Below are 24,207 nucleotides of genomic sequence, written 5' to 3'. Positions count from 1 at the left end.
GTCGGATCGTGCCAGTCGGGCGCGCCGGCCGCTCGGCTAGTCTGAATCAGAGTCTGTTGTCGTCCGCTTGTCGTGTTGCCCGGCTATCCCAGCGGCCGACGCCGAGAAAGATCAGGCGGAGCTGTTTTTCGGCGCGTCGCATCAGCGCTTCGTCCTCGGCGGCATCCGGCGCTACGTCCAGAATGCGTTCCGATACGGCAATGATGGCGTTGACCACGAGTTCGGCGATCATGCGTAGATCGTCCAGGTCGATATGCCGGAACTCGTCGAACTGGGCGAGATCGCCGGCCAGTTCATCGATCAGCGCGCTGATGTGGCCTTGAATCGCCGCGCGCATGCCCGAGCTGCCGGCATAGCGTTCCTTGATGAGAAACTGGAACAGAAGCCGATGATCGCGGACGTGCAGGGCGAACAGCTCGACCGAGTAGCGCGTCAGGCCTTCGATTGGCATGGCCGGCAGGTTGGCCGCGCCGAGCATGCGTCGCAGCTCGGTGAACGTATCCTCGACCAGCGCCATGCCGAGCGCGTCCATATCCTGGAAATGACGATAAAATGCCGTGGGCACCACGCCGGCATGACGGGCAATACGGCGCAGCGACAGCGCCGAGAAATTGCTTTCGCTGGCCACGAGCTCGAGTGCGGCCTCCATCAGCGCGGCACGCGCCTCACCGCGGCGAGGCGGGGTGCGTCCGGGAGCGGGAGAACGTGAGTCGGAGCGAGCCATGCGCGTGGTTGTAACAGATTCGATCGTAAAACCCCATGTTGCAGTCCGTGTGCGGCGCGAACTGCGACAGCATGGCATTGTGCGATGCAGCAATCCGTGCGGACAAGTCGAGCCGGTGTGACCGCGTTGTTTCGCGTCGGTAAACGATCTAAGCTCTTGTAGGTGCTTGCCAGGCGTCCATGACCATGCTCAAGCTGCTCGAAACGCTAAAAGACTCGGCCGAATCGGCTTTCGATTCCGCAGTGGTCCGCCTCGAAAACTGCCACCATCTGGTGGGCGGCTACCTCTCGACTCGCCGCCGTAGTCGATCGCAGCTGCCAGTCGTCGTTGGACGCCGTGACGAATACGGCGCGGGGTCGATCTACGACTTGTTACGAGGTCTGAATCGGGAGATCGGCGAATTCGGTACCGATGTGTTTCAGATCATCGACGATGCCCGCGCCCGTCGTCAGGCGGAGAAGACGCGCTGAGGCGCGGCCTGATCGACGATGGCACCACGTCGTTCATTTTTGTGTCGCCCGCGGCCGGGTCAGGCCGTAAACTAGCCGACTTCGAATTGGACTGAGCGAGTCGATCGGCCGTGCTTCCTTGCCGTCGTTTTGTGCCCGCCTCTCGTGGCGGGGTCGTGCTGCTGCTGTGTTGGCTGGTACTGGCCTGCAGCGTCATCGCGTCGACATCGGCGTTTGCTGCGGAGCCCGATAACAAGTCAACCGACTACGCGGGCGAGATTCAGCATCTCAAGGAGCAGATCGACGCGCTCAAATCGCGCAAGGATCTGGCGGACGGCGTGCGCGAGCACGCGATCAATACCTATCAGCACGCTATATCTGCCTTGCAGTCGGCCCAGGCTGACCACAAGCAGGCGGCGAAGCTGCACAAGGAGGCCGCTGACGCGCCGGAACAGATCGCACAAGCCCAGCGCAAGCTTGCCGATCTGGAGAAGAAGCCGACGTCGCTGGACAAGCTGACCGAGCTGTCGCTCAACGAACTGTCGTCGCGCGCCGATGATCTGCGCACTGAGTTGTCCGATGCCCAGGCGGATCTATCCGACCTGCGCGACAAGCTCACGCGGGCCGCGCAACGGCCGGAAGCCGTGCGCCAGTCGCTGGCCGATGCGCGCAACAAGTTGCAGTCGCTGGCGACCGAGAATACCACCGAACTGGGTCAGGAAAGCAGCGTGCGCAGCCAGGCGCAGAACGCTCTGACAACGGCTCGCCGCGATGCGCTCAATGCCCGGATCGACCGGTTGCAGCAGGAGTTGACGGGCTTGGATAGCCACGAGCAGTTGCTCGAGGCACAGCGGTCTTTGGCCGAGGCCCGGGTGGCGCGGCTCAATGAGTCGCTCGCACGTATCCAGACGGCACTCAGTCGCGAGCAGAAGGCGTCGGCGGAATCGTTGCAGACGGCCAGCGAAGACAAGCTCAGCGAGCTGCGTTCGTCGCTGGCGCCGATCACCAAGGCCGCGCAACAAAACGTCGAGCTCACGCACGAGCTGGCGAAGATCACCCAGAGCACGCAGGCACTCAGTCAGCGTCAGAGCCAGCAGCGGGCGCGAGTAGAGGATCTGGAACGGCGACTGAACCTGGTTCAACGCCAGCTGGAAATCGGTGGCGGCTCGGTTGCATTGGGTGACGTGTTACGCAATCAGCGACGACGTCTGGCGAACCCTGGGCTGCCTTTTCTTCCGGGTTCCGGTTCGTCCGCCAATCAGCCGGATATTTCATCGGCGGAGCTACAGCGGTTCCAGCTGCAGCAGGATCGCAGCGAGTTGGACAACCCCGAAGCCATGGCCGATCGGCTGGCAGAAAAGGCCGGGGTGAAATTAAGCCCGGATCAGCGCGACTCGCTGGTCAACCTGCTCAAGGAGCGCCGCTCGATCGTCGATCTGCTGATCGACGCCCAGACCCGTTATGTCGATATCGGGCGCGACCTGAAGAGCTTGTCGCAGCAGTATCAGGATACGTTGACCTCGTTCAATCGCTTGCTCGACGAGCGCCTGTTCTGGCTACCGTCGTTCCGGGCCGTGGGGCTGGATTGGCCCAGCCGAACCGCGGCCGATGTCCCCTGGCTGATCGACCCGCGCAGCTGGAAGCAGGCACTCCATGCGCTCGCCGCGGGTGTCCTTGCCCGGCCTATCTGGGCGGGCCTCGGCGCGCTCTTCATTGCGGTACTGATCGCCCTGCGCCGGCCGGCCCGTCGCCGACTACGCACGCTCGGTGAGCCGGTCGGCAACGTCAGCCACGATACGATCTGGCTGACGCTGCGGGCGACGGTTATCACGGCTGTGCTTTCGCTGCCCAGCATTCTGATTTTCTTTCTGATTGCGTTTCTGTTGCGCCACGCGCCGGATGCCTCCAAGTTCAGTCATGCAGCGGCGGCCGCGATATTCCAGCTCGGGTTTTTGCTGGTTTTTATCGAGCCGTTCGCGAATGTCTGTCGTGTGAACGGGCTCGCGGACCGTCATTTTCATTGGCCCAGCAGCGCGCGTGTGGGGATTCACCGTAATCTGCGCTGGGTGATGATCGCGCTTATCGTTCCGGTGATCATCATCGGGATGACCGAAGCATTCGACGATGACGCCAAGCGCGAAACGCTGGGCCGCGCGGCGTTCATGTTCGGTGAATTGTCGATCGCCGTGTTCGCCTGGCGCGTATTGCACCCGATCCGCGGGGCGCTGGCCGACGTCATGACGCCTGAAAGTGGCGAGCATTGGCGCCTCGGCTATCTCTGGCTGCCGTTGGCCACCGGCGCGCCGCTCGCGCTGTGCGGGCTGGCCGGACTGGGTTATTACTACACGGCGCTGCAGCTGCAGACGCGGTTTTTCTACTCGATCGCGTTATTGGGCGCGTCCGTGCTGGTCTACAGTCTCATCGTACGCTGGCTGACCGTGGTCGAGCGCCGATTGGCGCTGGCCCGGGCATTACGCAAGCGCGAAGAGGCCCGGGAAGCGCGTGCAACGCGCGAGGCTGCCGCGGTGTCCGGCGAAAGCGCGCCGGACACGCTCGATGGGCTCGAGATCGACCTGGTACAGATCAGCGAACAGACCCGCGGGCTGATCAAGGTCGTGATTACGCTGATTATCGGCGCGGGTTTCTGGCTGATCTGGTCGGGGACGCTGCCGGCGCTGCAGCTGCTGAATAACATCAATCTGTGGCAATACGCCTCGCGGGTCGATGGCAAGACCGAGGTCACCAACGTGACGCTGGGGGCGCTGCTGCTGGCCATGGCCGTGACGCTGGTCACCGCGCTGGCCGGCCGTAACCTGCCGGGCTTTCTCGAGATCACCATACTGCGCCGTTTTTCGCTGGATGCCGGCAGCCGCTATGCCATGGCGACGCTGTTCCAGTACGCCATCGTGATCGCCGGCCTGCTGGTGGGCGTGAATCTCATCGGTCTGCACTGGTCGTCGATCCAGTGGTTGATCGCGGCGGTCGGCGTCGGCCTTGGCTTCGGCCTGCAGGAGATTTTCGCCAATTTCGTGTCCGGCTTGGTGATTCTGTTCGAGCGCCCGGTACGCGTGGGCGACACGGTGACGGTGGGGACCTACACCGGCACGGTTTCCCGTATCCGGATCCGAGCGACCACGGTGACCGACTGGGATAACAAGGAAGTCGTCATTCCCAACAAGACGTTCATCACCGAGACGGTGATCAACTGGACGCTGACCGATGACATCACGCGTCTGATCATCAAAGTCGGCGTGTCTTACGATGCCGACGGCGACCTGGTGGAAAAACTCATTTACGACGCGATTCGAGCCGAACCGGTGGCGCTGGATACGCCGGCACCCTCCGTGTTCATGGTTGGCTATGGCGACAGCGCCGTGTTGTACGAGGCGCGAGTGTTCTACCACGATCTCTACAACCTGCTGCCGCTGCAGCACGCGTTGTATCGGCGCATCCACGAATCGTTCGATGCCAATGGGATCGAGATCGTTTACCCGCAGCAGGATCTGCATATCCGCTCGATCGACGACAGCGTGCGACGCCGCTTCGGCGACGCTCGCTCGATCGGCCAGGATACGGGGGCGAGCAAGAAAACACGGGACGCGGGTGATGCCGATGCGCCGGAAGGCGGGCTGCCCGAGACATAAAGCCGGCGTGCCCATCGCCAAAGCGAGCACGACGTCTCCTGGCCGCCGATGCGTGCCTGGGCGGGCGGGCCAGGCGATTATTAGCGTGGTCAGGCCGGGCGCAACGTGTCGTTGTCGAGACTCGGGTCGGCGTCAGCCGGGTAGCGGCTTGGGGTAGTAGGAATACACCCAGGTTTCGGTGAGTGGTTCCTTGCCGCGCATCAGGCGGCAATGCAGCACCACCGACTGCTGATCGGGCGGCGTGTCGCCGCGCCAGTCGATGAATACGCGCCAGCCTGGGTGCCCCGAGCCGATGGCGATGACATAAGGATTGTCGATCTCGCCGAAGCTGGCCGAGGCGTCGATATGTATATCCGCCCCGGGCTCATTCTGGCCAATCGGGCCACCGTCAAAGTCGATCACGAATTTGCGATCGGTGGGGCGCCGGTCCTTATAGGTACTCGGATCGCCGGCATGACCGGTTCGTGTGGCGGTGACGTGCGCCAGGTTGCCCGGAAAGGGCGCGTGATCGGTCCACAAAAGCTTGTAATCGAAGGCCCAGCGAGAACCCGCCGTCGCCGGCTGGGCAGGGATCCAGAACGCATTGATATTGTCGTAGATCTCGTCGTTCGTCGGCAGTTCGAACAGCGCGACCTGACCGTGGCCCCAGTCGCCGACGGGTTCGACCCATGTGCTCGGGCGTCGCTCGAAGGATACGCCCGAGTCTTGATAATGATCGAAATTGCGATCGCGTTGCAGCAGGCCGAAACCGTGCGGGTTGTCGTCGGCGAACAGCGAGATGTCGGGACGAGGCGGATTGCTGAGCGCGCGCCAGATTCGTTCGCCGGTCCCGGTCTGAATAGCCAGACCGTCGCTGTCGTGGACCTCGGGGCGCCAATCGGCACCGCGACGCGCATTGGTTTCGGAAAACCAGAACATGCTGGTCAGGGGCGCGATACCGAGTCTCTCGATAGCCTCGCGTTGGAACAATCGGCAACGGATATCCATGATCACGTCGCCTGGGCGGCTGCAGCGCATCTGGTATGCGCCGGTGAGATGTTCACCTTCGAGCAATGCCCATAGGGTGATCGCGTCGTCGCCCGGATGGGGGCGCTGGATCCAGTACCGCGTGAAATCGGGAAACGATTCCGGTCCGGGCTCGCCGCTGTTGACCGAGACGCCGCGCGCCGACATGCCATACTGGTTTTCGGTACCGGGGCTACGGAAATAGCTCGCCCCCTTGAACGCCAGCCATTCGCGGTGGTCGGTCCGGGCATCGTGCAGCCGGAATCCGGCATAGCCGAGATCGTCCGGCATGCGGTGTGCCAGTGTCGGGTCCGGATAGACGAACATCTTCGGGTCGTAATCCAGATGCCGCGCGTGACCGTTGCTGACGATGTTGATATCGACCGGCACCCGAATCCCGTTGTCGAGATGAAAGAACTCGACCGAGAACGGAAGATCGGTGTTTTCCCAGAGCTGGTGACCCTTGCGGGTCTTGATGCCCATGAAGGTCTTGTAGCCGAGCTGGGACAATAGCTGACCGTAGCGCGGCTTCGGCGGCACGTAAGGAAGGGTCGCCAAGTCACGGGCCAGCGCGATAAGCCGGTCGAACGAAAACGGCGCGCCGCCGGAGAGCGGCGCGTTCATTGCAGCCCAGCTCGCCGGCACGCCGCCGATCGAACTGACGCCTGCCCAGGCCGCGGCGGACTGCAGCAGGCGCCGTCTACGTCGATCCATCGAAAGACAGGGCGTAACGCCCCTGCGGGGCGTTACGCGTCAGCCATTGCGTTGCGCAGCTTCTTGATCGCGGCGACCTCGAGCTGACGGATACGTTCGGCCGAAACCTGATACTTGTCGCCAAGTTCCTGTAGGCCGATCTTGCCTTCCTCACGCAGCCAGCGCGATTCGAGAATATCGCGGCTGCGCTCGTCGAGTCGGGTCATGGCTCGCTCGAGGTTGGCATGCTGGTACGTTTGCCAGTTGTCGTTCTCGATATCCGACGCCGGATCGTCGCCGTCGTCCGAAGACAGATAATCCTCGGGCGCATAGCTGGATTCGTCGTCTGACGAGGGCAGAGCGTTGAACGACTGGTCGCCACCGGACAGGCGGCGCTCCATCTGAAGCACGGTCTCCGGCTTCACGCCCAGATCGCCGGCCACGGCCTCGACCTCGGAATTGTTCATCCAGCCGAGCCGCTTCTTGGAGCTGCGCAGGTTGAAGAACAACTTGCGTTGGGCCTTGGTCGTCGCCACCTTCACGATGCGCCAGTTGCGCAGAATGTACTCGTGAATCTCGGCACGAATCCAGTGCACGGCAAACGAAATCAAGCGCACGCCCACATCCGGGTCGAAGCGCTTGACTGCCTTCATCAGGCCGATGTTGCCTTCCTGTACCAGGTCGGCCAGCGGCAGGCCGTAGCCGGAGTAGCCACGCGCAACGTGCACGACGAAGCGCAGGTTGGACAGAATCAGTTTCTGGGCGGCCTGGATGTCGCCTTCATCGCGCAGGCGACGCGCCAGCTGCTGCTCATCTTCCTGATCGAGAACGGGAATGTTGGAAACCGCCTGAAGATAGGCTTCGATGCTGGCCGACGATAGCGTCGGCAGGTTCATCTTCGCAGGCGAAAGAGATACATCGTTGGCCATGAATCAGCCTCCTTGGGCCAATGGCAGATGACCCCATTTTAGCAAATTTGGGGTCACATCGTGCGGGCGCATGAGTTATGTGGTAAGACCGCGGCCCGGCCGGCGGGTTCCCGGCGATCGATCACGATTAACGGGGTTCGATCGCGGCGAGTTGGCGATTGACGGTGATGGCGCAGCCCGCCCAGCCGAGGGCGATGCCGATCGCCAGCAAACCGGCGCTCTCCCGCAGGCTGAGGCCCGTGAGACTCAAACCGCCCTGATACGACGCCGTCAGCGTCGAGAGCGGCCCGCCCAGCGCCATATAGCAGGCGACCAGAACCATGATGGCCACGATCGCGCCGAGCAAGCCATACCATACGCCGCTGTAGAGAAACGGACGGCGTATGAAGGCGTCGCCGGCGCCCAGTAGTTTCATCACCTCGATTTCCTGGCGACGATTTTCGATATCGAGACGAATCGTGTTGCCGACGATGAACAACACGGCGGCCGACAACAGGGCCCCGATGACCCACGACGCACGCGAGATCAGCGCCAGAATCGCGGTCAGGCGTCGTAACCAGGCCTGATCGAGGGCGGCATGATCGACCTGCCGGCGTTTGGACAACTGATCGACCAGTTGTCCGACCGCGGCCGGTGGTAGCGACGCTTTGGGCGTTACCTCGATCACGCCCGGCAGCGGGTTGGAGCCCAGCGCATCGAGCGCCGCGCCGAAGCTGCTGGCCTGCTTGAACTGGCGCAGTCCTTCATCCGCTGAAATGAACTGTGTCGATGAAATACCGTTCTCGCCCGCGAGATCGTCGGCCAGGCGTTGACCGCTGTCGGCCGAAACATCCTGTTTCAAGTAGAGCGAAATACGCACGGACTGATGCCAGCTGGAGGCCAGCGTATCCAGATTCTTGACCAGAACGTAGAGCCCGGCCGGTAACGCCAGTGCGATGCCGATGACCAGCACCGTCAGCAGACTGGCGACCCAGCGACGATGCAGCCGGCCGAGGCTTTCCAAGAGACAGCGGGCATGCGAGGCGGCCCAGGCCGCGAGGCGACCGCGACCGCTGCCACGTGACGCCGGACCCGCGCTTCGCGAGCTGCCGCTCGATTGGGGCTCGGGCATATTCAGCCAGCCTCCAGATGGCCGTGGTCCAGCGCGATGCGTCGATAGCCCATATGTTCGACCAGGTCGATGGCATGGGTCGCGATCATGATGCTGGTGCCGGTCTCGTTGAGTCGCGTGAACAAACGCATGATGTCGGCCGACAGGTCGGGGTCGAGATTGCCTGTGGGCTCGTCTGCCAGTAACAGATGCGGCCGGTTGACCACGGCGCGCGCGATGCCCACCCGCTGCTGTTCGCCGCCCGACAGCGTAATGGGGAATTTCTTCTCGTGCGAGAGCAGCCCGACCGTATCGAGCGCCGCTCGGACGCGGCGTGCGATCTCGGTATGGCCGATGCCGCGAATGACCAGCGGCAGCGCCACGTTGTCGAACACGGTGCGGTCATACAGCAGGTTGTAGTTCTGGAATATCAGGCCAACCCGCTGGCGGTAGCGGGGAATATGAGCGCGGCGCACCTTCGCCAGATCGGTGCCATTAATGACCACGCGGCCCCTTGTCGGCCGCTCGATCAGGCCGATCAATTTCATCAGCGTGGATTTGCCGGCGCCGGAGTGGCCGGTCAGGAACGCCATCTCGCCGCGCGCAAGACGCAAAGACACCCGATCCAGGGCCAGTTTTCCGCCCGGATAGCGCTTGACCACGTTGTCGAAGGCGACGATGTCAGTCATCGGAAAGAGCCTGTCGGTCGTGCCGCAATCCTCGGGCAGGACCGCTGGTTTGGCAAGGCTGGGCCGATACGGCGCCTAGGCGCGATCGAACAGAGCGTCCATGAAATGCTCCGATTCGAATACGCCGAGGTCGTCGACCGTTTCGCCGACGCCGATGAAGCGCAGTGGCAGGCCGAGCTTCTGGCAGATAGCAAACACCACACCGCCAGACGCCGAGCCGTCGAGCTTGGTGACGGTGATACCGGTCAGGCCCACGGCGTCGTTGAAGGCCACGGCTTGTTGCAAGGCGTTGCCGCCGGTGGTCGCGTCGACAACGAGCATGATCTCGTGCGGCGCGTCGGCGTTTTGCTTGGCCAATACCCGCTTGATCTTCTTGAGCTCCTCCATGAGGTGGCCCTGGGTATGCAGGCGGCCGGCGGTGTCGGCGATCAGCACGTCGATGCCGCGCGCCTTGGCGCGCGAATAGGCGTCGTAAACCACCGAGGCCGAGTCGGCGCCGCTGCCCTGCGAGACCACCGGCACCTTGTTGCGTTCGCCCCACTCGATGAGCTGTTCGACCGCGGCGGCACGGAAGGTATCACCCGCCGCCAGCATCACCGACTTGTTGGCGTCCTGCAGCTTCTTGGCGAGCTTGCCGATGGTCGTGGTCTTGCCGACCCCGTTCACGCCGACCATCAGGATCACGTAGGGCTGCACATCGTCCGGAATTTCGAGCGGTGCCTCGCAGGGCGCAAGGATGTTGCCGAGATGCTCGCGCAGCGATTTGCCCAGATCCTTGGAGGTGCGCAGCCGACCGCCGTCGTAGAGCGTCTGCAGCCGGTGCATGACCTGGCCGGTGGCATCCACACCGACGTCGGACAGCAGCAATTGGGTCTCCAGTTCGTCCAGCGCGTCCTGATCCACGGTTTCGCCCGGCAGCAGATTGCGCAGGTCATAGGTGAGCCAGGAGTTGCCCTTGTTGAGGCTGGCGCGCATCCGGGTGAAGAACCCGGGTTGCTTGAGCTTGGTGGTTTTTTTGTCGGGCTTGGCCATGGCGATTGGCTTCTCGGCTCGAGTCGATGACGACGGAAAGAAACAGCGATGCGTGTCGCGTCGGGGCCGTTGAGGTCCGGTACGAGTGCAACGTTGCCGGCTCGTGCCGGGCGAAGCGGCCCGAGGCACAAGTGCTCGACCGGCGCCAAGATCCAGCTTATGTCAGTGGCGGTGCGGCCGGCGGCCGCCGTGCGCCGTCTTGCCGGGTCGAGTGCATGGCGCGGACTCGTACATCAATTCAACAGGCCCTGAGGCGGCCATACTTTAGCATCGCCATCCAGGGCTCGGGGCCACAACAGGATGCGGGTGAAGCCGTCGCGGCTGACGCTGCGGTGGTCAATGCCATGCGAAGCCAGGTTGGCGGCGAGAAAGGCACTGGCCGCGCGGTAATCCATTTCGTCGCGCGCGGTGGTCAGCATCTGCAGTTCGTGACCGACGTGCTGTCCATCGATCATGCCGACCCAGATCGGCCGGTGGCCATGGCCGGTGACGCGTGCCGTGGCCCACAGACGCAGTACCCAACGGCGCCCCGGACTACCGTCGATCGGATGCGTGAGGACGAGGGCGGGCCGCCGGCCTTGATGGACGCGTGGCAACACCGGCAGGGCATCGATCGGGGTATCCGGTGCGAGGCTGCGTAGCGCGGAACCGGCGCCCAGCTGAGTGGGCGGGCGCCATCCGGCGTCGAACAACGCGGCGTGCACCGCGGCGAGATCGCCGGCCGCCTGCACGTTGAGCGGCGCCCCGTTGCGCCCCCGCAGTGTCTGGATATGGGCCGGCAGTTCGGCGTATCCGCCGCCAGCCCAGTCGTCGACGACCTGAGCCGGACCGGCGATCGGCGCGCCCAGCCGGCCGGGCAAATCGTGCAGGGCGCCGCCGGGCAACAGCACCAACAGGCCGGCGAACACCACGCAGACGCCCAGCGCGGTGAGTACCGGGCGGCCCCGAATACGCCGCGGGCGCTGACGCCGGAAGCCGATCATCAACAGATTGATCCAGACGAAGGCGACACCGAGCCCGATCAGGCTGTCGCTGGCCCAATCAAGCCCGAGATAGAGCCGCGCCAGGGCGATGAGGACGACGCCGGCCACCGTGGCCGAGTAGTAGTAGGGGCGTAGATCCAGTGGTTGGCGGGCGCCGACGATCATGCCGGCGAGGCCATAAACCGTGGCACAGAGGATGAGATCCTGCCCGCCGCCCGCCAGATACATGGGGTCCACCGCAGCAAGCTGGAAATAGACGGCCGGCGGCGGGATGGCCAGCAGCCAACGCAGCAGCAGTGTCACGGCCGCCGAGAAGCCGACCGCGACGATCCAGTGCGCGGCGGCCCGCCAGTTCCCCATCAGCGACAGGGTCAAGCCGATGGCGGCCGCGAAGGGCAGATAAACCAGCGGTGAGCCAAGTTCGGCCACGAGCCGCGCGACCATGTCGGTCGGCGCGTTGTGCAGACTCGCAATGAGGTAGAAGGCCAACGCATCGAAGGTGGTCGGATAGCGCGGCCCGGCCCAACCCCAGAGCCCGAGATAGAGGATCGCGACGGCGGCCATGAGGACCGCGGCGGCGACCGCGAGGGCCGGAATTTCCGGCTGGCGTGGATCGGCCAGGGCGGGCCCCAGCAGACCGAGCCGTCGATGTCGCCGACTCCAGCTCATCAGCCGTTCGGCATAACGGCGTCCGGCGCTGCGCCCGGCCACCACGAGCAGCCGCGCGAGACTGGTCAGCGCCCAGACGATCGCCGACGCACCGATGAGGAGAATCGCGAGCCGGGTCGCGACCTGGGCGGCCAGGTCCAGCGACGCGCCGAACACGACGCCGGGGCCGATATAGATCGGCGCCCACAGAGCGCTGGCGATCACTTCCATGACCGCGAAACGCGTAATCGAGAGTCCAGCCGCGCCGGCCACGGTGGGCATGACGGGCCGCAGCGCGCCGATCAGTCGCCCGAGCACGATCCCTTTACCGCCGTGACGCGCGAAGAAGGCCTCGCCGCGTGCGACCCCGCCCGGAATACGGGAGAGCCCCGGCAGGGCGTGCAGCCGGCCACGATAACGCCGGCCGAGGGCATAGCTGGCCGAATCGCCGAGAATCGTGCCGATGACGGCCGCGGCGAAGGTCGGTACCGCGGCCAGCGCATCGCTGCCGATCAGCGCGCCGAAAGCGAACATGAAGATCGCCCCCGGAATCAGCAGACCGAACAGAAACAGCGACTCGGCCACGGCCACCGCGAACACCACGGCCAGGGCCAGCGTTGGATGCGCCGAGACCCAGGCCAGGATCCCGGCGATGATCTCATGCGCCATCGACGGTACGGGTCAGGTCAGCCTGCGGCAACCGCCGCGAATGCCTTATCGGCGGCGGCGAGCGTCGCTTCGATGGCCTCCTCGTCGTGAGCACGCGAGACGAAAGCCGCCTCGAAGGCAGCCGGCGCGAGATACACGCCGTTGTCGAGCATGCCGTGGAAGAAGCGGGTGAACGCATCGAGATCGCAGGCGGCGACCTCGTCGAAGCGCGTGACCCGTTCGGCTTCGGTGAAGAACATGCCGAACATCGCGCCCGCGCCCTGGGTCATGAACGGTACGCCGTGCTGGCGGGCACGTGCGGCGAGGCCGTCGCGCAGCGCGGTCATCTTCGGCTCGATCGCGGCATGCACCGAGCCGTCGCGAATCTGCTCGAGCGTGGCGATGCCCGCAGCCATGCCCAGCGGATGGCCGGATAGCGTGCCCGCCTGATAGACCGGACCGCTCGGCGCCAGGGTTTCCATGACCGAGGCGGGACCGCCGACGGCGCCCACCGGCATGCCGCCGCCGACGATCTTGCCGAGGGCGGTCACGTCCGGGGTGACGCCGAAATACGCTTGTGCACAGTTCGGGTGCACGCGGAAGCCGGTCATGACTTCGTCGAAGATCAACAGCGTGCCGTGGGCATCGCAGATCTCGCGCAGCCCTTCGAGAAAACCGTCCACCGGCGGCACGCAGTTCATGTTGCCGGCCACCGGCTCGACCATGATCGCGGCGATTTCGTCGCCATGTTCGGCAAACGCGGTCTTGACCGACTCCAGATCGTTGTAGGTGGCCACCAGCGTGTCTTCGACCACCGAGGCCGGTACACCGGGCGAACCGGGAATGCCCAGCGTAAGCGGGCCGGAACCCGCGTTGACCAGCAGGGCGTCCACGTGGCCGTGATAGTTGCCGGCGAACTTCACGATCTTGTTGCGCCCGGTGTGCCCGCGCGCCAGGCGAATCGCGGTCATCGCGGCCTCGGTGCCGGAGTTGACCATGCGCACCGACTCGATCGAGTCGACCATGGTGCTGATTAGCTCGGCGAGCTCCACTTCGAGCCCGGTCGGCGCGCCGAAAGACAGCCCCTTGGCTGCTTGTTTCTGCACGGCCTCGACCACGGCCGGGTCGGCGTGGCCAAGAATCATCGGCCCGAACGATCCGACGTAATCGACGTATTCATTGCCGTCGACATCGGTGATCCAGGCGCCCCGGGCCCGATCGATGAACACCGGCGCGCCGCCGCCCACGCCGTTGAAGGCGCGGGCCGGCGAATTGACGCCGCCGGGGGTGAAGCGACGGGCGCGATCGAACAGTTCGATCGAGCGCGGACCGGGACGGGCGTGCTGCGAGCTCATCGAAAACTCCAAACAATTGGTGTGACGGTCATTCTAGGGGCTGTTGCGGTGTCGTACGAGCGCCGCGTTGTAAACCGACGATCCAGCGCGACAGGCGGGCCGCCGAGCGTTGCTTCGCCGGCGAGCGGGGCGCTCGCGTGGTGGCCAGGCGCGGGATTTCGCAGTCGTGTTCCGGGGCGACGGCCAAGGGCGGGATTCGGATCGCATCGAAGCGTGCGACGCGGCGTTCCGGCGTCAGTTCTGGGCGCGGTCTGCGAACAGACGATCGAGCTCGGCGGTCGCGGCGCCGGGATCAGCGGCGGCGAACAGACCGGCCGAGACTGCTACCAGATCGGCGCCGGCGTCGATCAGCGTGGCGGCGTTGCCGGCGTTGATGCCACCGATGGCAACCACCGGGACGCCGAGTTCGCGGGCGGCGGTCAGCACGCCGGGTGCGGCCGGGGGCGCATCCGGTTTGGTGGTGGAGGTGAAAAATCGTCCGAAGCTGACATAGCTGGCGCCGGCGGCGATGCCGGCACGGGCGCGCTCGATCCGGTCCTGGCAGCTGATGCCGATGATCGCGTTCGGGCCGAAGGCGCTGCGGGCCTGGGTCACGCTGCCGTCGCTCTGACCGAGGTGCACGCCATCGGCACCGATCTCTACGGCCAATCGCCAATCGTCGTTGACGATCAGCTTTGCGCCATGGCTTTGGGTCAGTGCGGCGAGTTCGGCGAGCAGGCCGCGATCCGGCGCGGACTCGCGCTTGTCGCGATATTGCAGCCACACCGCGCCGGCGCTGAGGACGGCCTCGACCGCATCGAGCCGATCGCTCGCGAGGCTGGCCCGGTCGTAGATCGCGTATACGCCACGGGGCGCATTCATGCGGCACCTCCGCGCCAGCGCGCCGGAATCGACTGGCCGCTGCCGGCCGCGAATCCGTCGGCCAGGGTCTGCCACGTGTAGCGTTGGGCCGCGGCGACGGCGTCGATCAGCGACTCGCCCAGCGCAAGGCGTGCTGCGAGACTGGCAGCCAGAGTACAGCCCGAGCCATGAAAACGGCCCGACAAGCGCGGCCAGCTGTAACGCTCGATCGTGCCGTCAGGCGCATAGAGGCGATTGATGACGTCGCCCTCGTTTTCATCGCCGCCGGTAATCAGGGCGTGGCAGCCCGCTTCGACCAGCATGGCGCCGCAGCGATCGACATCGGGTTCGCCGGAACACAGTCGCCGCGCCTCGTCGGCATTGGGGGTGATGACGGTGGCCTGGGCAAACAGCGCGTCGCACATGGCGCGGCCGACCGGATCGCCCGCCAGCTCGCCGCCGCCTGCCGCGACCAGCACTGGGTCGACCACCAGCGGCACGTCGGGCAGGCGCTGCGCCAGTGCGGCCACAAACCGAACCTGGTCGACATTCGCGAGTACGCCGGTCTTGATGGCCGCGAACGGCATGTCATCGACCAGAGTATCGACACAGGCGGCAAAGAAATCCGTAGCGGTCGGCTGTACGCCGTAGACGTTGCGCGTGTCCTGGTGGGTGAGGGCGGTGACCACCGAGGCCGCATGCGCGCCCTGAGCCGCGACGGCTTCGATATCGGCCTGCAGGCCGGCGCCGCCACTGGGATCGTGGCCGGACAGAACGAGGACATTGGGGCGCGTCATGCCGCGCAGTTTAGGGCCTGTTCCGGTTTCGTGCGAGCCCTTGAACGGACCGACCGCCTGGAGGAGAGGTGCGGGTGAGTGCCGTTGCAGAGGTTAAGAGCCTATTGGAATAGGTTCTAAAAACATCGTCCGCGGTGTAGCGACGCACGGTGACGGTTCATGACGGACGAGCAGCGGTGATCAAGCGTGCGCAATCGCGCCTGTTATGCACAATCGTTGGGCAAATATTCGACGTCGGTCGTATATTTTTCAGAAACGTCACGATGGCCTGTTGAATAAATTGCAACGCATTGTTTTTATTGATTTGTGTCGTACTGGTTACAAATTCGCCGGTTTGCCTCAATCACCGCATTCACGCCCTCGGCGGCGGCTACACCGAGGTCTTTCCACAGAGTTATCCACAGGATTTGTGAATGCATACGCTTTCGCGTTGCCACTCAAGCGTTTAGACCGGTGGCGCCAGCGACGGCGCCGCTCCGGCACAACTCGTCACCCACTGTCAAGATGTTGTCGGTCATCCAAAGGTCTGATAACGCAGTCGAATTCGAGGTGATTGAGGCAAGCGCTTATTCTTTCGGCAGTTTCGCCGGCGTCGACACGTCGTCGGCCTGCGGCCGGGGCACGCGATGCACTCGCGTGGCGATCGTGCCATCGGCACGGCAACGGAGGCAGCGATACCCGGGCGAGTGTTCGTCGTCTTCTGCGAATTCCGGACTCCGCGGGCGGAACTGGCGCATGGTCGAGGGCGTGGTCCAGATCTCGTAGCTGTCGTGCCGGGATTCGAAGCGCTGGTGCACATGCCCGCACAACAGGCCACGCACCTGCGTGTGCCGGCTCAGCGTCGTGCATAAGGCGTCCCGATCGATCAAGCCGATGGCGTCGATCCATGCGCTGCCGACATCGACCGGTGGATGATGCAGACAGACGAGCGTCGGCAGGCTGCGGGCCGCAAGCGCGGCGTCGAGTCCGGCCAGCTGATCGGTACCGAGGCGTCCGCTTTCCGAGCCGGGGCAATGTGTCGACAACCCGATCAGTTGCCAGCCGCCGACGGTGAGCACGTCGTGCACGACGGCGTGCGACAGATACGCGGCCATGGCTTGGGGGTCGTCGTGGTTGCCGGCGATCGCGAGCACCGGCCGATTGAGTGCGGCGAGCCGGGCGTCGAGCCAGCGGTAGCCGGTCGAGCTTTCGTCATCCACCAGGTCGCCGCCGAGCACGATGGCGTCGGGGGCCGGATAAGTCGAGAGCGCATGCTCCAGCACGTGCTCGAAGGCGGCGGCGACATCCCAGCCATGTAAGCGGTCGCCCGGCCGTGCCAGCAGGTGTGGATCGGTGATGTGCAGCACAGTGATATCGCGTGGCATACGGTTCTCGCGGGCTCGACGGGTGGCGTATCCTGAACAGCATGGCAGAGGAAGCAGAACCCGCCGCACTTGATGCTCGATTACGGGCTTATATCGACGAGATCGGCGATCGCGAGCCGGCGCATCTGGCGGCCAACCGCGGCGTAACCGAAGCCTCCGGGGCCGGACACTTGCAGGTCAGTCCGCGCCAGGGGCAGCTCATGGCACTGCTGGTCGCGTTGGCCGAAGCTCGCCGCGGCATCGAGATTGGAGTCTACGCTGGTTATTCCACGCATTGGCTGGCCGAGGCGATCGGTCCGAGCGGGCGTATTCTGGCCTGCGACCACGACCCCGAAATTACCGCGCGAGCGCGTGCCGACTGGGCCGCCGCCGGGCTGGCCGATCGGATCGATCTGCGGCTGGGCGATGCACTGGATACGCTCAATCGAGAAGTCGCGGCCGGTATGGCGGGCGCCTACGATTTCGCGCTCATCGACGCCGACAAGGCGCGCTTGATCGATTATTACGAGCGCTGCATGGCGCTGGTGCGCGCCGGAGGATTGATCATGATCGACAATACGCTTTGGTATGCCCGAGTCGCCGACCCGGCTTGCCATGATGATGAGACCGAAGCCGTGCGCGCGTTCAATCGCCATGTCGCCGCCGACGAGCGCGTGGATATCTCGGTCCTGCCGATCGGCGACGGCCTCACGCTGGCACGCAAACGATGAGTACCCAACCGCGCATCGGCGATCTGTCGGCGGCCGAACGCAATAAACGCCCCATCTTCGATGCGCTCGCCGACTGGCTGGTCGATGCCCGCGACATACTCGAGATCGGCAGTGGCGACGGAACCCATGCCCGCTATGCCCGGGAACGCCTGCCGCATGCGCGCTGGCAGACCAGCGAGGCACCGGGTCATATCCGCGGTCTGACCGCAGCGCTGGTGGATGCTCATGACGAGGCGCGGCTGCCGTCGCCGCTGGCGCTGGATGTGCGCAGCGCCTGGCCGGCCCAGCGCTACGACGCGATCTTTGCCGCCAACGTTGCCCACATCATGCATGAGGACGCCGTCGCGGCGATGTTCGCCGGCGTGGCGTCGCATCTGGTCGCGGGCGGGTTGTTCTGTCTCTATGGACCGTTCTTCGACGATGACGAGACGCCGGGCGAGGGCAATCTCGCTTTCGATCGTGCGCTGCGCTCACGCGATCCCGGCATGGGCCTCCGCCGGCGCGAGGCGCTGGATGCGCTGGCCGGGCAGCACGGCCTCGTACGGGTCGCCCGGCTGGTCATGCCGAGCGACAATCGCCTGCTGATCTGGCGTCGAGACGCCGATTAGGGCTAGTTCACGCGCGCTGAATCGTCACCGGCCCGAAAGGCGGCGATGTTGGCGGCCACGCCGTCGATCGAGCGCTGGCGCGCGGCGCGGCTGGCCCAGGCCGTGTGCGGCGTGATGATGAGATTCGCTGGCTTGTGTTCGAGCAGCGGATGTCCGTCGCGCGGCGGCTCATGATCCAGCACATCCACGGCGGCGCCGGCAATGACGCCATTTTCGAGCGCGTCTATAAGGTCGCGTGACTCGATCACGCCACCGCGGGCGGTGTTGATCAGTACCGCCGTGTCTTTCATCCGAGCCAGTGCCGCGGCGTCGATCAGCCCGCGCGTATGCTCGGTCAGCGGGCAGTGCAGCGTCAGAAAATCGCTGGCGGCCAGAACGTCCTCGAAGGGCATCCGGCCTTCGCGGACCCGCTCGGCGCCTGGACGCTCGGCCACAATCACCCGCATGCCGAAAGCTTCGGCCAGCCGCGCTACCGCGGCGCCGAGTTCGCCGTAGCCGACGATGCCGAGCGTTGCGCCGTCGAGTTCCTCGATCGGATAGTCGTGCATGCAGAAGAACTCGGCGCGTTGCCATTCGCCACGCGCTACCGCGGCGTCGTAATCGTGCCAGCGGGTGGCGAAGGCGAGCATCAACGCCAGCACATGCTGCGACACGGCAGCGGTGGCATAGCCCGTGACGTTGATCACCGGGATGTCGCGCTCTGCCGCCGCCTCGATGTCGATGTTGTTATAGCCGGTGGCCGTCAGGCAGATCAGCTTCAGATCGGGGGCCGCCTCGATCGCCTTTCGGTCGATGACGACTTTGTTGACCACGATCACATCGACGTCGGCAATGCGCTCGTACAGTTCCTCCGGACGGGTGGTGTGATACCAGCGCCATTCGTCGGCCGCCGCTTCCAGCCGAGACCAATCCAGACGGTCGCCGACCGAGCCGGCATCGAGAAAACAGGCACGCATGAGAGCTCCCTTGCCGGAAAGCCTCGAATGGCCCGATCCGACAGCAGAAAAATGGGCACGATAATCTACGACTATAGTTTTTCAATATAATCGGACACGTTAAGTTACCCTAAAGTCTCAAATTCTTATTGTCTTCATTCAGAGGTGCACGGGGACCTTCATTCGATGAAACGTCGTTCCGAACAGAAAGACCCTTCACTGGGCAATCACCTGCCGGCCACATGCCCGTCGGCAGAAGCGCTCGAATATGAACTGGCCTTTCTTGTGCGCCGGATGGAGGCATTGCGCCGGCGTTTCCACTACGGCCTTGAGCGAGCGCACTATCTGCTGTTGATTTTGCTGGAACGCAACGATCGTCAGTCGGTGGGCGCGTTGGCCGATCAAGTAAATCTCGATGCCTCGACGGTGACACGTCAAGTTGCAGCGATGAAAAACGCGGGATTGGTCGAAAAGCACGATAATCCCGACGATCGTCGCGGCGGCTTCGTGACCATCACCGAGGCCGGACGCGATGCGGCGGCCGAAGTGCGCGAGCGCCGTCTTGAGCGGGTGGAAGAGGGCTTCAAGAACTGGTCGGAAGAAGACCGTCGTGAATTCGCGCGCCTGACCGCGCGCTACAACGATCAGTTGCGGGACATGCTCAACGAAGAGGACTAGCCGGCCTGCGTGGCAAACCAGTGACGCGCGCGCCACGTGGCTCGGTTCAAAAAAAACCCGGCAGCTCGCCGGGTTTTTTGGGGCGTGTTGAGGTTTCGTTCGAGTCCGCGCCAAGCGCTGTTTTGCGGCAAGACGAGGCGTAGCGAACGTGGCGTAGTTGTTCTACGCGAGAGAGCGACAACGCTGTATTGCCGCAAAACAGCGCTTGTCCCGAAGGGTTGGGCCGCAAATCGCGCCCGGCGGCGTTGCGAGTCTGGGGCGTGGCACACCACGACGCGGCGACTCGCGCCTTGCCGGACACGATTTGCGGACGCCAACGCGGCGCTCGCACGAAACCTCAACACGCCCTGGAGCGTCTCTCGTGACGACACGCCCGAGGTAAGATCCCCGCCCGTCGCTCAGGCGGCGCTGTGGCGTGCCGGCCCGGGCAGCTTGAGATCGTGCCAGAGCGTAGCCGTGGGTTCGGCCTTGTTGAGTGCATAGAAATGCAGGCCAGGCGCACCACCGGCGAGCAGGCGCTCGCACAGCCGGCCGATCAGGTCACGGCTGAAGGCCTGGACCGAAGCCGTGTCATCGCCGTAGGACTCCATCTTCTGGCGTACCCAGCGCGGGATATCGGCGCCGCACATGGCTGAGAAGCGCGAGATCTGGCCGAAATCGGTGATCGGCATGATGCCGGGCACGATCGGGATATCGACGCCCCGTGCCGCCACTTCGTCGCAGAAATTGAAGTAGGCATCGGCGTTGTAGAAATACTGGGTGATCGCCGAGTCGGCGCCGGCCTTGACCTTGCGCACAAAGTTGTCGACGTCCTCGGCCGGCGAGGCCGCGGCCGGATGATATTCGGGGTAGGCGCCGACCTCCAGATGAAAATCGTTGCCGTGGCGCTCCTTGATGAAGGCGACCAGCTCGTTGGCGTAGTTGAACACGCCCGGCTTGTCCATGCCGTCCGGCAGGTCGCCACGCAAGGCCACGATACGCTTCACGCCGGCGGCCTTGTAGCTGTCGAGCAGTTCGCCGATCGACTCCCGCGTGCCCTCGATACAGGACAAATGCGGCGCGGCCGGTCGGCCGGTGATTTTCATCGCCTTTCTCACCGTGTCGAGCGTGCCGGAACGCGTGGTGCCGCCGGCGCCGAAGGTCACGGAGAAGAACGCCGGGTGCAGCTCGGCCAGCGATTCCAGCGCTTCCGTGAGCCGGGCGTCCCCCTTCGGGCCTTTGGGCGGGAACAGCTCGATGGAGAAGTCGTTGTGCGAGACATCATGGCTCATGGCGTCTCCCCTTGGTTGTCCGGCGTCGTGACGCGATAACGCCGGTCGTGGTGCGCATAAAAAACCCGGCCCACGCGGGCCGCGGGCCGGGCCTTGAACTAGGCCTTGTCGAAGCCGGTGTTCACGCGCTTAGTAGCGGTAGTGATCCGGCTTGTACGGGCCGTCGACCGGTACGCCGAGATAGTCGGCCTGTTCGGGCGTGAGTTTGGTCAGCTTGGCGTTGACCCGCTCCAGATGCAGGGCGGCGACTTTCTCGTCCAGATGCTTGGGCAGTACGTACACATCGTTGTTGTAACGATCGCGATGGTTCCAGAGTTCGATCTGGGCCAGCACCTGGTTGGTGAACGAGTTGGACATCACGTAGCTCGGATGGCCCGTGGCACAACCCAGGTTCACCAAACGGCCTTCGGCCAGGAGGATGATCTTCTTGCCGTCCGGGAAGGTGATGTGGTCCACCTGCGGCTTGATCTCTTCCCACTCGTACTGGCGCAGGGCCGCCACGTCGATCTCGTTGTCGAAGTGACCGATGTTGCACACGATCGCTTCGTTCTTCATGCGCTTCAGGTGATCGTGGTTGATCACGTGATAGTTGCCGGTGGCGGTCACGAAGATATCGGCCTGTTCGACTACGCCCGGGTCTTCCAGATCCACTACGCGCAGGCCTTCCATGGCGGCCTGCAGGGCGTTGATCGGATCGATTTCGGTGACGCACACGGTGGCACCCAGGCCGCGCAGCGACTGAACCGAGCCCTTGCCGACGTCGCCATAGCCGCACACGATGGCGACCTTGCCGGCCACCATCACGTCGGTAGCGCGCTTGATGCCGTCGACCAGCGATTCACGACAGCCGTAGAGGTTGTCGAACTTCGACTTGGTGACCGAGTCGTTGACGTTGATCGCCGGGAAGGTCAGGCCGCCTTCTTTGGCCAGGTGATACAGACGATGCACGCCGGTGGTGGTCTCTTCGGACACGCCGGTGATGGCCTTGCCGAGCTTCTTGTAGAAGTCCGGCTGCTCGGCCAGGCGCTTCTTCATGACCTTGAACAGCGCTTTTTCCTCGTCCGAGCCCGGGTTGTCGAGCAGCGAGGGGTCGTCGGTCGCCTTGACGCCGAAGGTGGCCAGCGTGGTGGCATCGCCGCCGTCGTCCAGGATCAGGTTCGGCAGGCCGCCGTCGTGCCAGTCCATGATGGCGTGGCAGTATTCCCAGTATTCTTCGGCCGTTTCGCCCTTGTAGGCATAGACCGGGATGCCCTGTTCGGCGATCGCGGCGGCGGCGTGGTCCTGGGTCGAGAACACGTTGCACGAGGCCCAGCGCACTTCGGCGCCGAGCGCGACCAGCGTCTCGATCAGCACGGCCGTCTGGATGGTCATGTGCAGCGAGCCGGCGATGCGCGCGCCCTTGAGCGGCTGCTGCGGGCCGTATTCCTCGCGCAGGGCGACCAGGCCCGGCATTTCGGTCTCGGCGATCTCGATCTCGCGCCGGCCCCAGGGAGCCAGGCTGATATCGGCGATCTTGAAATCTTCGTTGAGCTTTTCGGCAGGGCTACTCATCAATTCGTTCCTGTCGTTGAAATCGGTTCGTAAAGTCGGCCGACATCTAGGTCGGCCAACGGGCGCGGTGTCGCGCGGGGTTCAGGCGGCCTGGATGCCGGCGTCGTTGGCCAGCGCGTCGGCCTTATCGGTGCGCTCCCAGGGCAGGTCGACGTCCTCGCGGCCGAAGTGGCCGTAGGCGGCGGTCGGCGCATAGATCGGACGCTGCAGGTCCAGCATCTTGAGAATGCCGTAGGGGCGCAGATCGAAGTGATCCCGGATCAGACGGGTCATCTTTTCATCGTCGACCTTGCCGGTGCCGAAGGTCTCGACCCAGATCGAGGTCGGCTCAGCCACGCCGATGGCATACGACAGCTGGACTTCGCACTTCGCGGCCAGCCCGGCCGCGACCACATTCTTGGCCACATAACGCGCGGCGTAAGCGGCACTGCGGTCGACCTTGGACGGATCCTTGCCGGAGAAAGCGCCGCCGCCATGACGCGCCATGCCGCCATAGGTATCGACGATGATCTTGCGCCCGGTTAGCCCGGCGTCGCCTAGCGGCCCGCCGGTAACGAACTTGCCGGTCGGGTTGATATGGATCGTCGGGTTGTCGGTGAGCAGATTACCGATCACCGGCTTGATGATCTCTTCGTGCACGGCCTCGCGCAGGTCGGCCTGCGAGATGTCGGGATTGTGCTGAGTGGACAGCACCACAGCGTTGATCGCGCTCGGCTTGCCGTTCTCGTACTCGAAGGTCACCTGCGACTTCGCGTCCGGACGCAGCCAACCCAAGGTGCCGTCGGCCATGAGTTCGGCCTGACGCTTGACCAGGCGGTGCGCATAGGTGATCGGTGCCGGCATGAGCACATCCGTCTCGTTGCAGGCATAGCCGAACATCAGGCCCTGGTCGCCGGCGCCCTGTTCCTCCGGGGCGGCGCGTTCCACACCCTGGTTGATGTCCATCGACTGTTCGCCCAGCACGTTCATCACCGCACAGGTATCGGCGTCAAAGCCCATGTCGGAGCTGGTATAGCCGATCTTGCGCACGGTATCGCGCACGATCTTCTCGACCGGCACGTTCACGTTCTTGTTCGGGTCGGTTTTGATCTCGCCGAAGACGATGACCATGCCGGTCTTGGTGGCGGTTTCGCAGGCGACCTTGGCGGTCGGATCCTGCTCGAGATAGGCGTCGAGAATGGCGTCGGAAACCTGATCCGACAGTTTGTCGGGATGGCCGCCGGTGACCGATTCGGAAGTAAACAGGGTGCGACTCATAAGGCTATATCTCTCCATCCGGATATCCGGATGGACTATACGTTATCTATTTCGTGGATGCTACTTGTGAATTCGTGTTGCGCCACCGCCGTGTGCGACGGCGATAGCCGACGCGCCGGTACTGTCGCGATGCCCGTGCGCAAAGCCGCGCGATCGCCCGTGCCGTCGGCTCGGACGAGGCGAGCTCGTATGGTTGTCGGCGGCGTTCTTCCGCCGGCGCGGGCGGCGTTGGGACGAGACGGGCGATGCGCGAATCGCCGACTCGAAGGCATTCAACGGCTCAATCGAACCCGCGTGCCAGGGGCGG

The 24,207-nt window shown here is 64.4% G+C and carries 20 protein-coding genes; 5 read left to right on the top strand and 15 right to left on the bottom strand.

From position 1 onward, the window contains the following. Positions 1-46: 46 nt before the first annotated feature. Positions 47-649, bottom strand: coding sequence for a TetR family transcriptional regulator (locus C41B8_RS00625; protein ID WP_037332759.1), 603 nt, complete (start codon positions 647-649; stop codon positions 47-49). Positions 650-909: 260 nt separating this feature from the next. On the opposite strand from C41B8_RS00625, the gene C41B8_RS00620 reads away from it, so the two are divergent. After that, entirely contained in the window at positions 910-1,194 is a 285-nt protein-coding gene (locus C41B8_RS00620; protein WP_156962360.1) for a hypothetical protein, read from the top strand. Positions 1,195-1,325: 131 nt separating this feature from the next. Continuing rightward, on the top strand, positions 1,326-4,817 hold the full coding sequence (locus C41B8_RS00615) for a mechanosensitive ion channel domain-containing protein (RefSeq protein ID WP_198024983.1): 3,492 nt from the start codon (positions 1,326-1,328) through the stop codon (positions 4,815-4,817). Between the two features lie 132 nt (positions 4,818-4,949). Here the strand turns inward: C41B8_RS00615 and C41B8_RS00610 are convergent, their stop codons facing one another. The 10 genes from C41B8_RS00610 to C41B8_RS00565 all read right to left on the bottom strand — a co-directional run bounded on the left by C41B8_RS00610 (position 4,950) and on the right by C41B8_RS00565 (position 16,890). After that, positions 4,950-6,536, bottom strand: coding sequence for an OpgD/OpgG family glucan biosynthesis protein (locus C41B8_RS00610; protein ID WP_037332752.1), 1,587 nt, complete (start codon positions 6,534-6,536; stop codon positions 4,950-4,952). 32 nt (positions 6,537-6,568) lie between these two features. Next, a complete protein-coding gene (gene rpoH, locus C41B8_RS00605; protein WP_051882588.1) occupies positions 6,569-7,444 on the bottom strand; it encodes an RNA polymerase sigma factor RpoH in 876 nt (291 codons plus the stop codon). A gap of 127 nt (positions 7,445-7,571) precedes the next feature. Further along, positions 7,572-8,555 carry a permease-like cell division protein FtsX gene (gene ftsX / locus C41B8_RS00600; RefSeq protein WP_037332744.1) on the bottom strand — a complete coding sequence of 328 codons (984 nt, stop codon included), beginning with the start codon at positions 8,553-8,555 and terminating at the stop codon, positions 7,572-7,574. A gap of 2 nt (positions 8,556-8,557) precedes the next feature. Continuing rightward, the gene (ftsE, locus tag C41B8_RS00595; RefSeq protein ID WP_037332743.1) at positions 8,558-9,223 is read right to left on the bottom strand and encodes a cell division ATP-binding protein FtsE; all 666 of its coding nucleotides are present in this window, start codon (positions 9,221-9,223) and stop codon (positions 8,558-8,560) included. A 75-nt stretch (positions 9,224-9,298) separates the two neighbouring features. Next, complete coding sequence (ftsY, locus tag C41B8_RS00590) at positions 9,299-10,255, bottom strand: signal recognition particle-docking protein FtsY (RefSeq protein WP_037332741.1); 957 nt, start codon at positions 10,253-10,255, stop codon at positions 9,299-9,301. A gap of 233 nt (positions 10,256-10,488) precedes the next feature. Then, on the bottom strand, positions 10,489-12,555 hold the full coding sequence (locus C41B8_RS00585) for an LssY C-terminal domain-containing protein (protein WP_037332738.1): 2,067 nt from the start codon (positions 12,553-12,555) through the stop codon (positions 10,489-10,491). Positions 12,556-12,572: 17 nt separating this feature from the next. Further along, a complete protein-coding gene (gene hemL, locus C41B8_RS00580) occupies positions 12,573-13,889 on the bottom strand; it encodes a glutamate-1-semialdehyde 2,1-aminomutase (RefSeq protein WP_037332736.1) in 1,317 nt (438 codons plus the stop codon). Between the two features lie 234 nt (positions 13,890-14,123). Continuing rightward, a complete protein-coding gene (gene thiE, locus C41B8_RS00575) occupies positions 14,124-14,750 on the bottom strand; it encodes a thiamine phosphate synthase (RefSeq protein ID WP_037332734.1) in 627 nt (208 codons plus the stop codon). Beyond that, positions 14,747-15,526, bottom strand: a complete 780-nt coding sequence (gene thiD / locus C41B8_RS00570) for a bifunctional hydroxymethylpyrimidine kinase/phosphomethylpyrimidine kinase (protein ID WP_198024982.1) — start codon at positions 15,524-15,526, stop codon at positions 14,747-14,749. Before thiD ends, thiE begins: the two co-directional genes overlap by 4 nt. 566 nt (positions 15,527-16,092) lie before the next feature. After that, positions 16,093-16,890 (bottom strand): metallophosphoesterase, encoded by a 798-nt coding sequence (locus tag C41B8_RS00565; RefSeq protein ID WP_051882586.1) that lies wholly within the window; start codon positions 16,888-16,890, stop codon positions 16,093-16,095. A gap of 41 nt (positions 16,891-16,931) precedes the next feature. Here C41B8_RS00565 and C41B8_RS00560 point away from each other — a divergent pair, with 41 nt between their 5' ends. Then, positions 16,932-17,600 (top strand): O-methyltransferase, encoded by a 669-nt coding sequence (locus C41B8_RS00560; protein ID WP_037332729.1) that lies wholly within the window; start codon positions 16,932-16,934, stop codon positions 17,598-17,600. Further along, on the top strand, positions 17,597-18,208 hold the full coding sequence (locus C41B8_RS00555; protein WP_037332726.1) for a DUF938 domain-containing protein: 612 nt from the start codon (positions 17,597-17,599) through the stop codon (positions 18,206-18,208). Before C41B8_RS00560 ends, C41B8_RS00555 begins: the two co-directional genes overlap by 4 nt. 2 nt (positions 18,209-18,210) lie before the next feature. Here the strand turns inward: C41B8_RS00555 and C41B8_RS00550 are convergent, their stop codons facing one another. Continuing rightward, positions 18,211-19,164: a D-2-hydroxyacid dehydrogenase gene (locus C41B8_RS00550; RefSeq protein ID WP_037332724.1), complete on the bottom strand. Its 954-nt coding sequence runs from the start codon at positions 19,162-19,164 to the stop codon at positions 18,211-18,213. Between the two features lie 165 nt (positions 19,165-19,329). Here C41B8_RS00550 and C41B8_RS00545 point away from each other — a divergent pair, with 165 nt between their 5' ends. Continuing rightward, complete coding sequence (locus tag C41B8_RS00545) at positions 19,330-19,821, top strand: MarR family winged helix-turn-helix transcriptional regulator (protein WP_051882584.1); 492 nt, start codon at positions 19,330-19,332, stop codon at positions 19,819-19,821. A gap of 398 nt (positions 19,822-20,219) precedes the next feature. Here C41B8_RS00545 and metF read toward each other — a convergent pair whose 3' ends face one another. The 3 genes from metF to metK form a co-directional block, all read right to left on the bottom strand. Further along, complete coding sequence (gene metF, locus C41B8_RS00540) at positions 20,220-21,092, bottom strand: methylenetetrahydrofolate reductase [NAD(P)H] (protein ID WP_037332723.1); 873 nt, start codon at positions 21,090-21,092, stop codon at positions 20,220-20,222. Positions 21,093-21,221: 129 nt separating this feature from the next. Further along, positions 21,222-22,643: an adenosylhomocysteinase gene (ahcY, locus tag C41B8_RS00535; RefSeq protein ID WP_037332720.1), complete on the bottom strand. Its 1,422-nt coding sequence runs from the start codon at positions 22,641-22,643 to the stop codon at positions 21,222-21,224. Positions 22,644-22,724: 81 nt separating this feature from the next. Then, positions 22,725-23,900, bottom strand: coding sequence for a methionine adenosyltransferase (gene metK / locus C41B8_RS00530; RefSeq protein ID WP_037332718.1), 1,176 nt, complete (start codon positions 23,898-23,900; stop codon positions 22,725-22,727). Between the last annotated feature and the right edge of the window lie 307 nt (positions 23,901-24,207).

The sequence above is a fragment of the Salinisphaera hydrothermalis C41B8 genome, from assembly GCF_000732535.1.
GTDB lineage: Bacteria > Pseudomonadota > Gammaproteobacteria > Nevskiales > Salinisphaeraceae > Salinisphaera > Salinisphaera hydrothermalis.
Note: the sequence above shows the minus strand (reverse complement) of the source record. Positions and strands in the feature narration are given on the sequence as shown.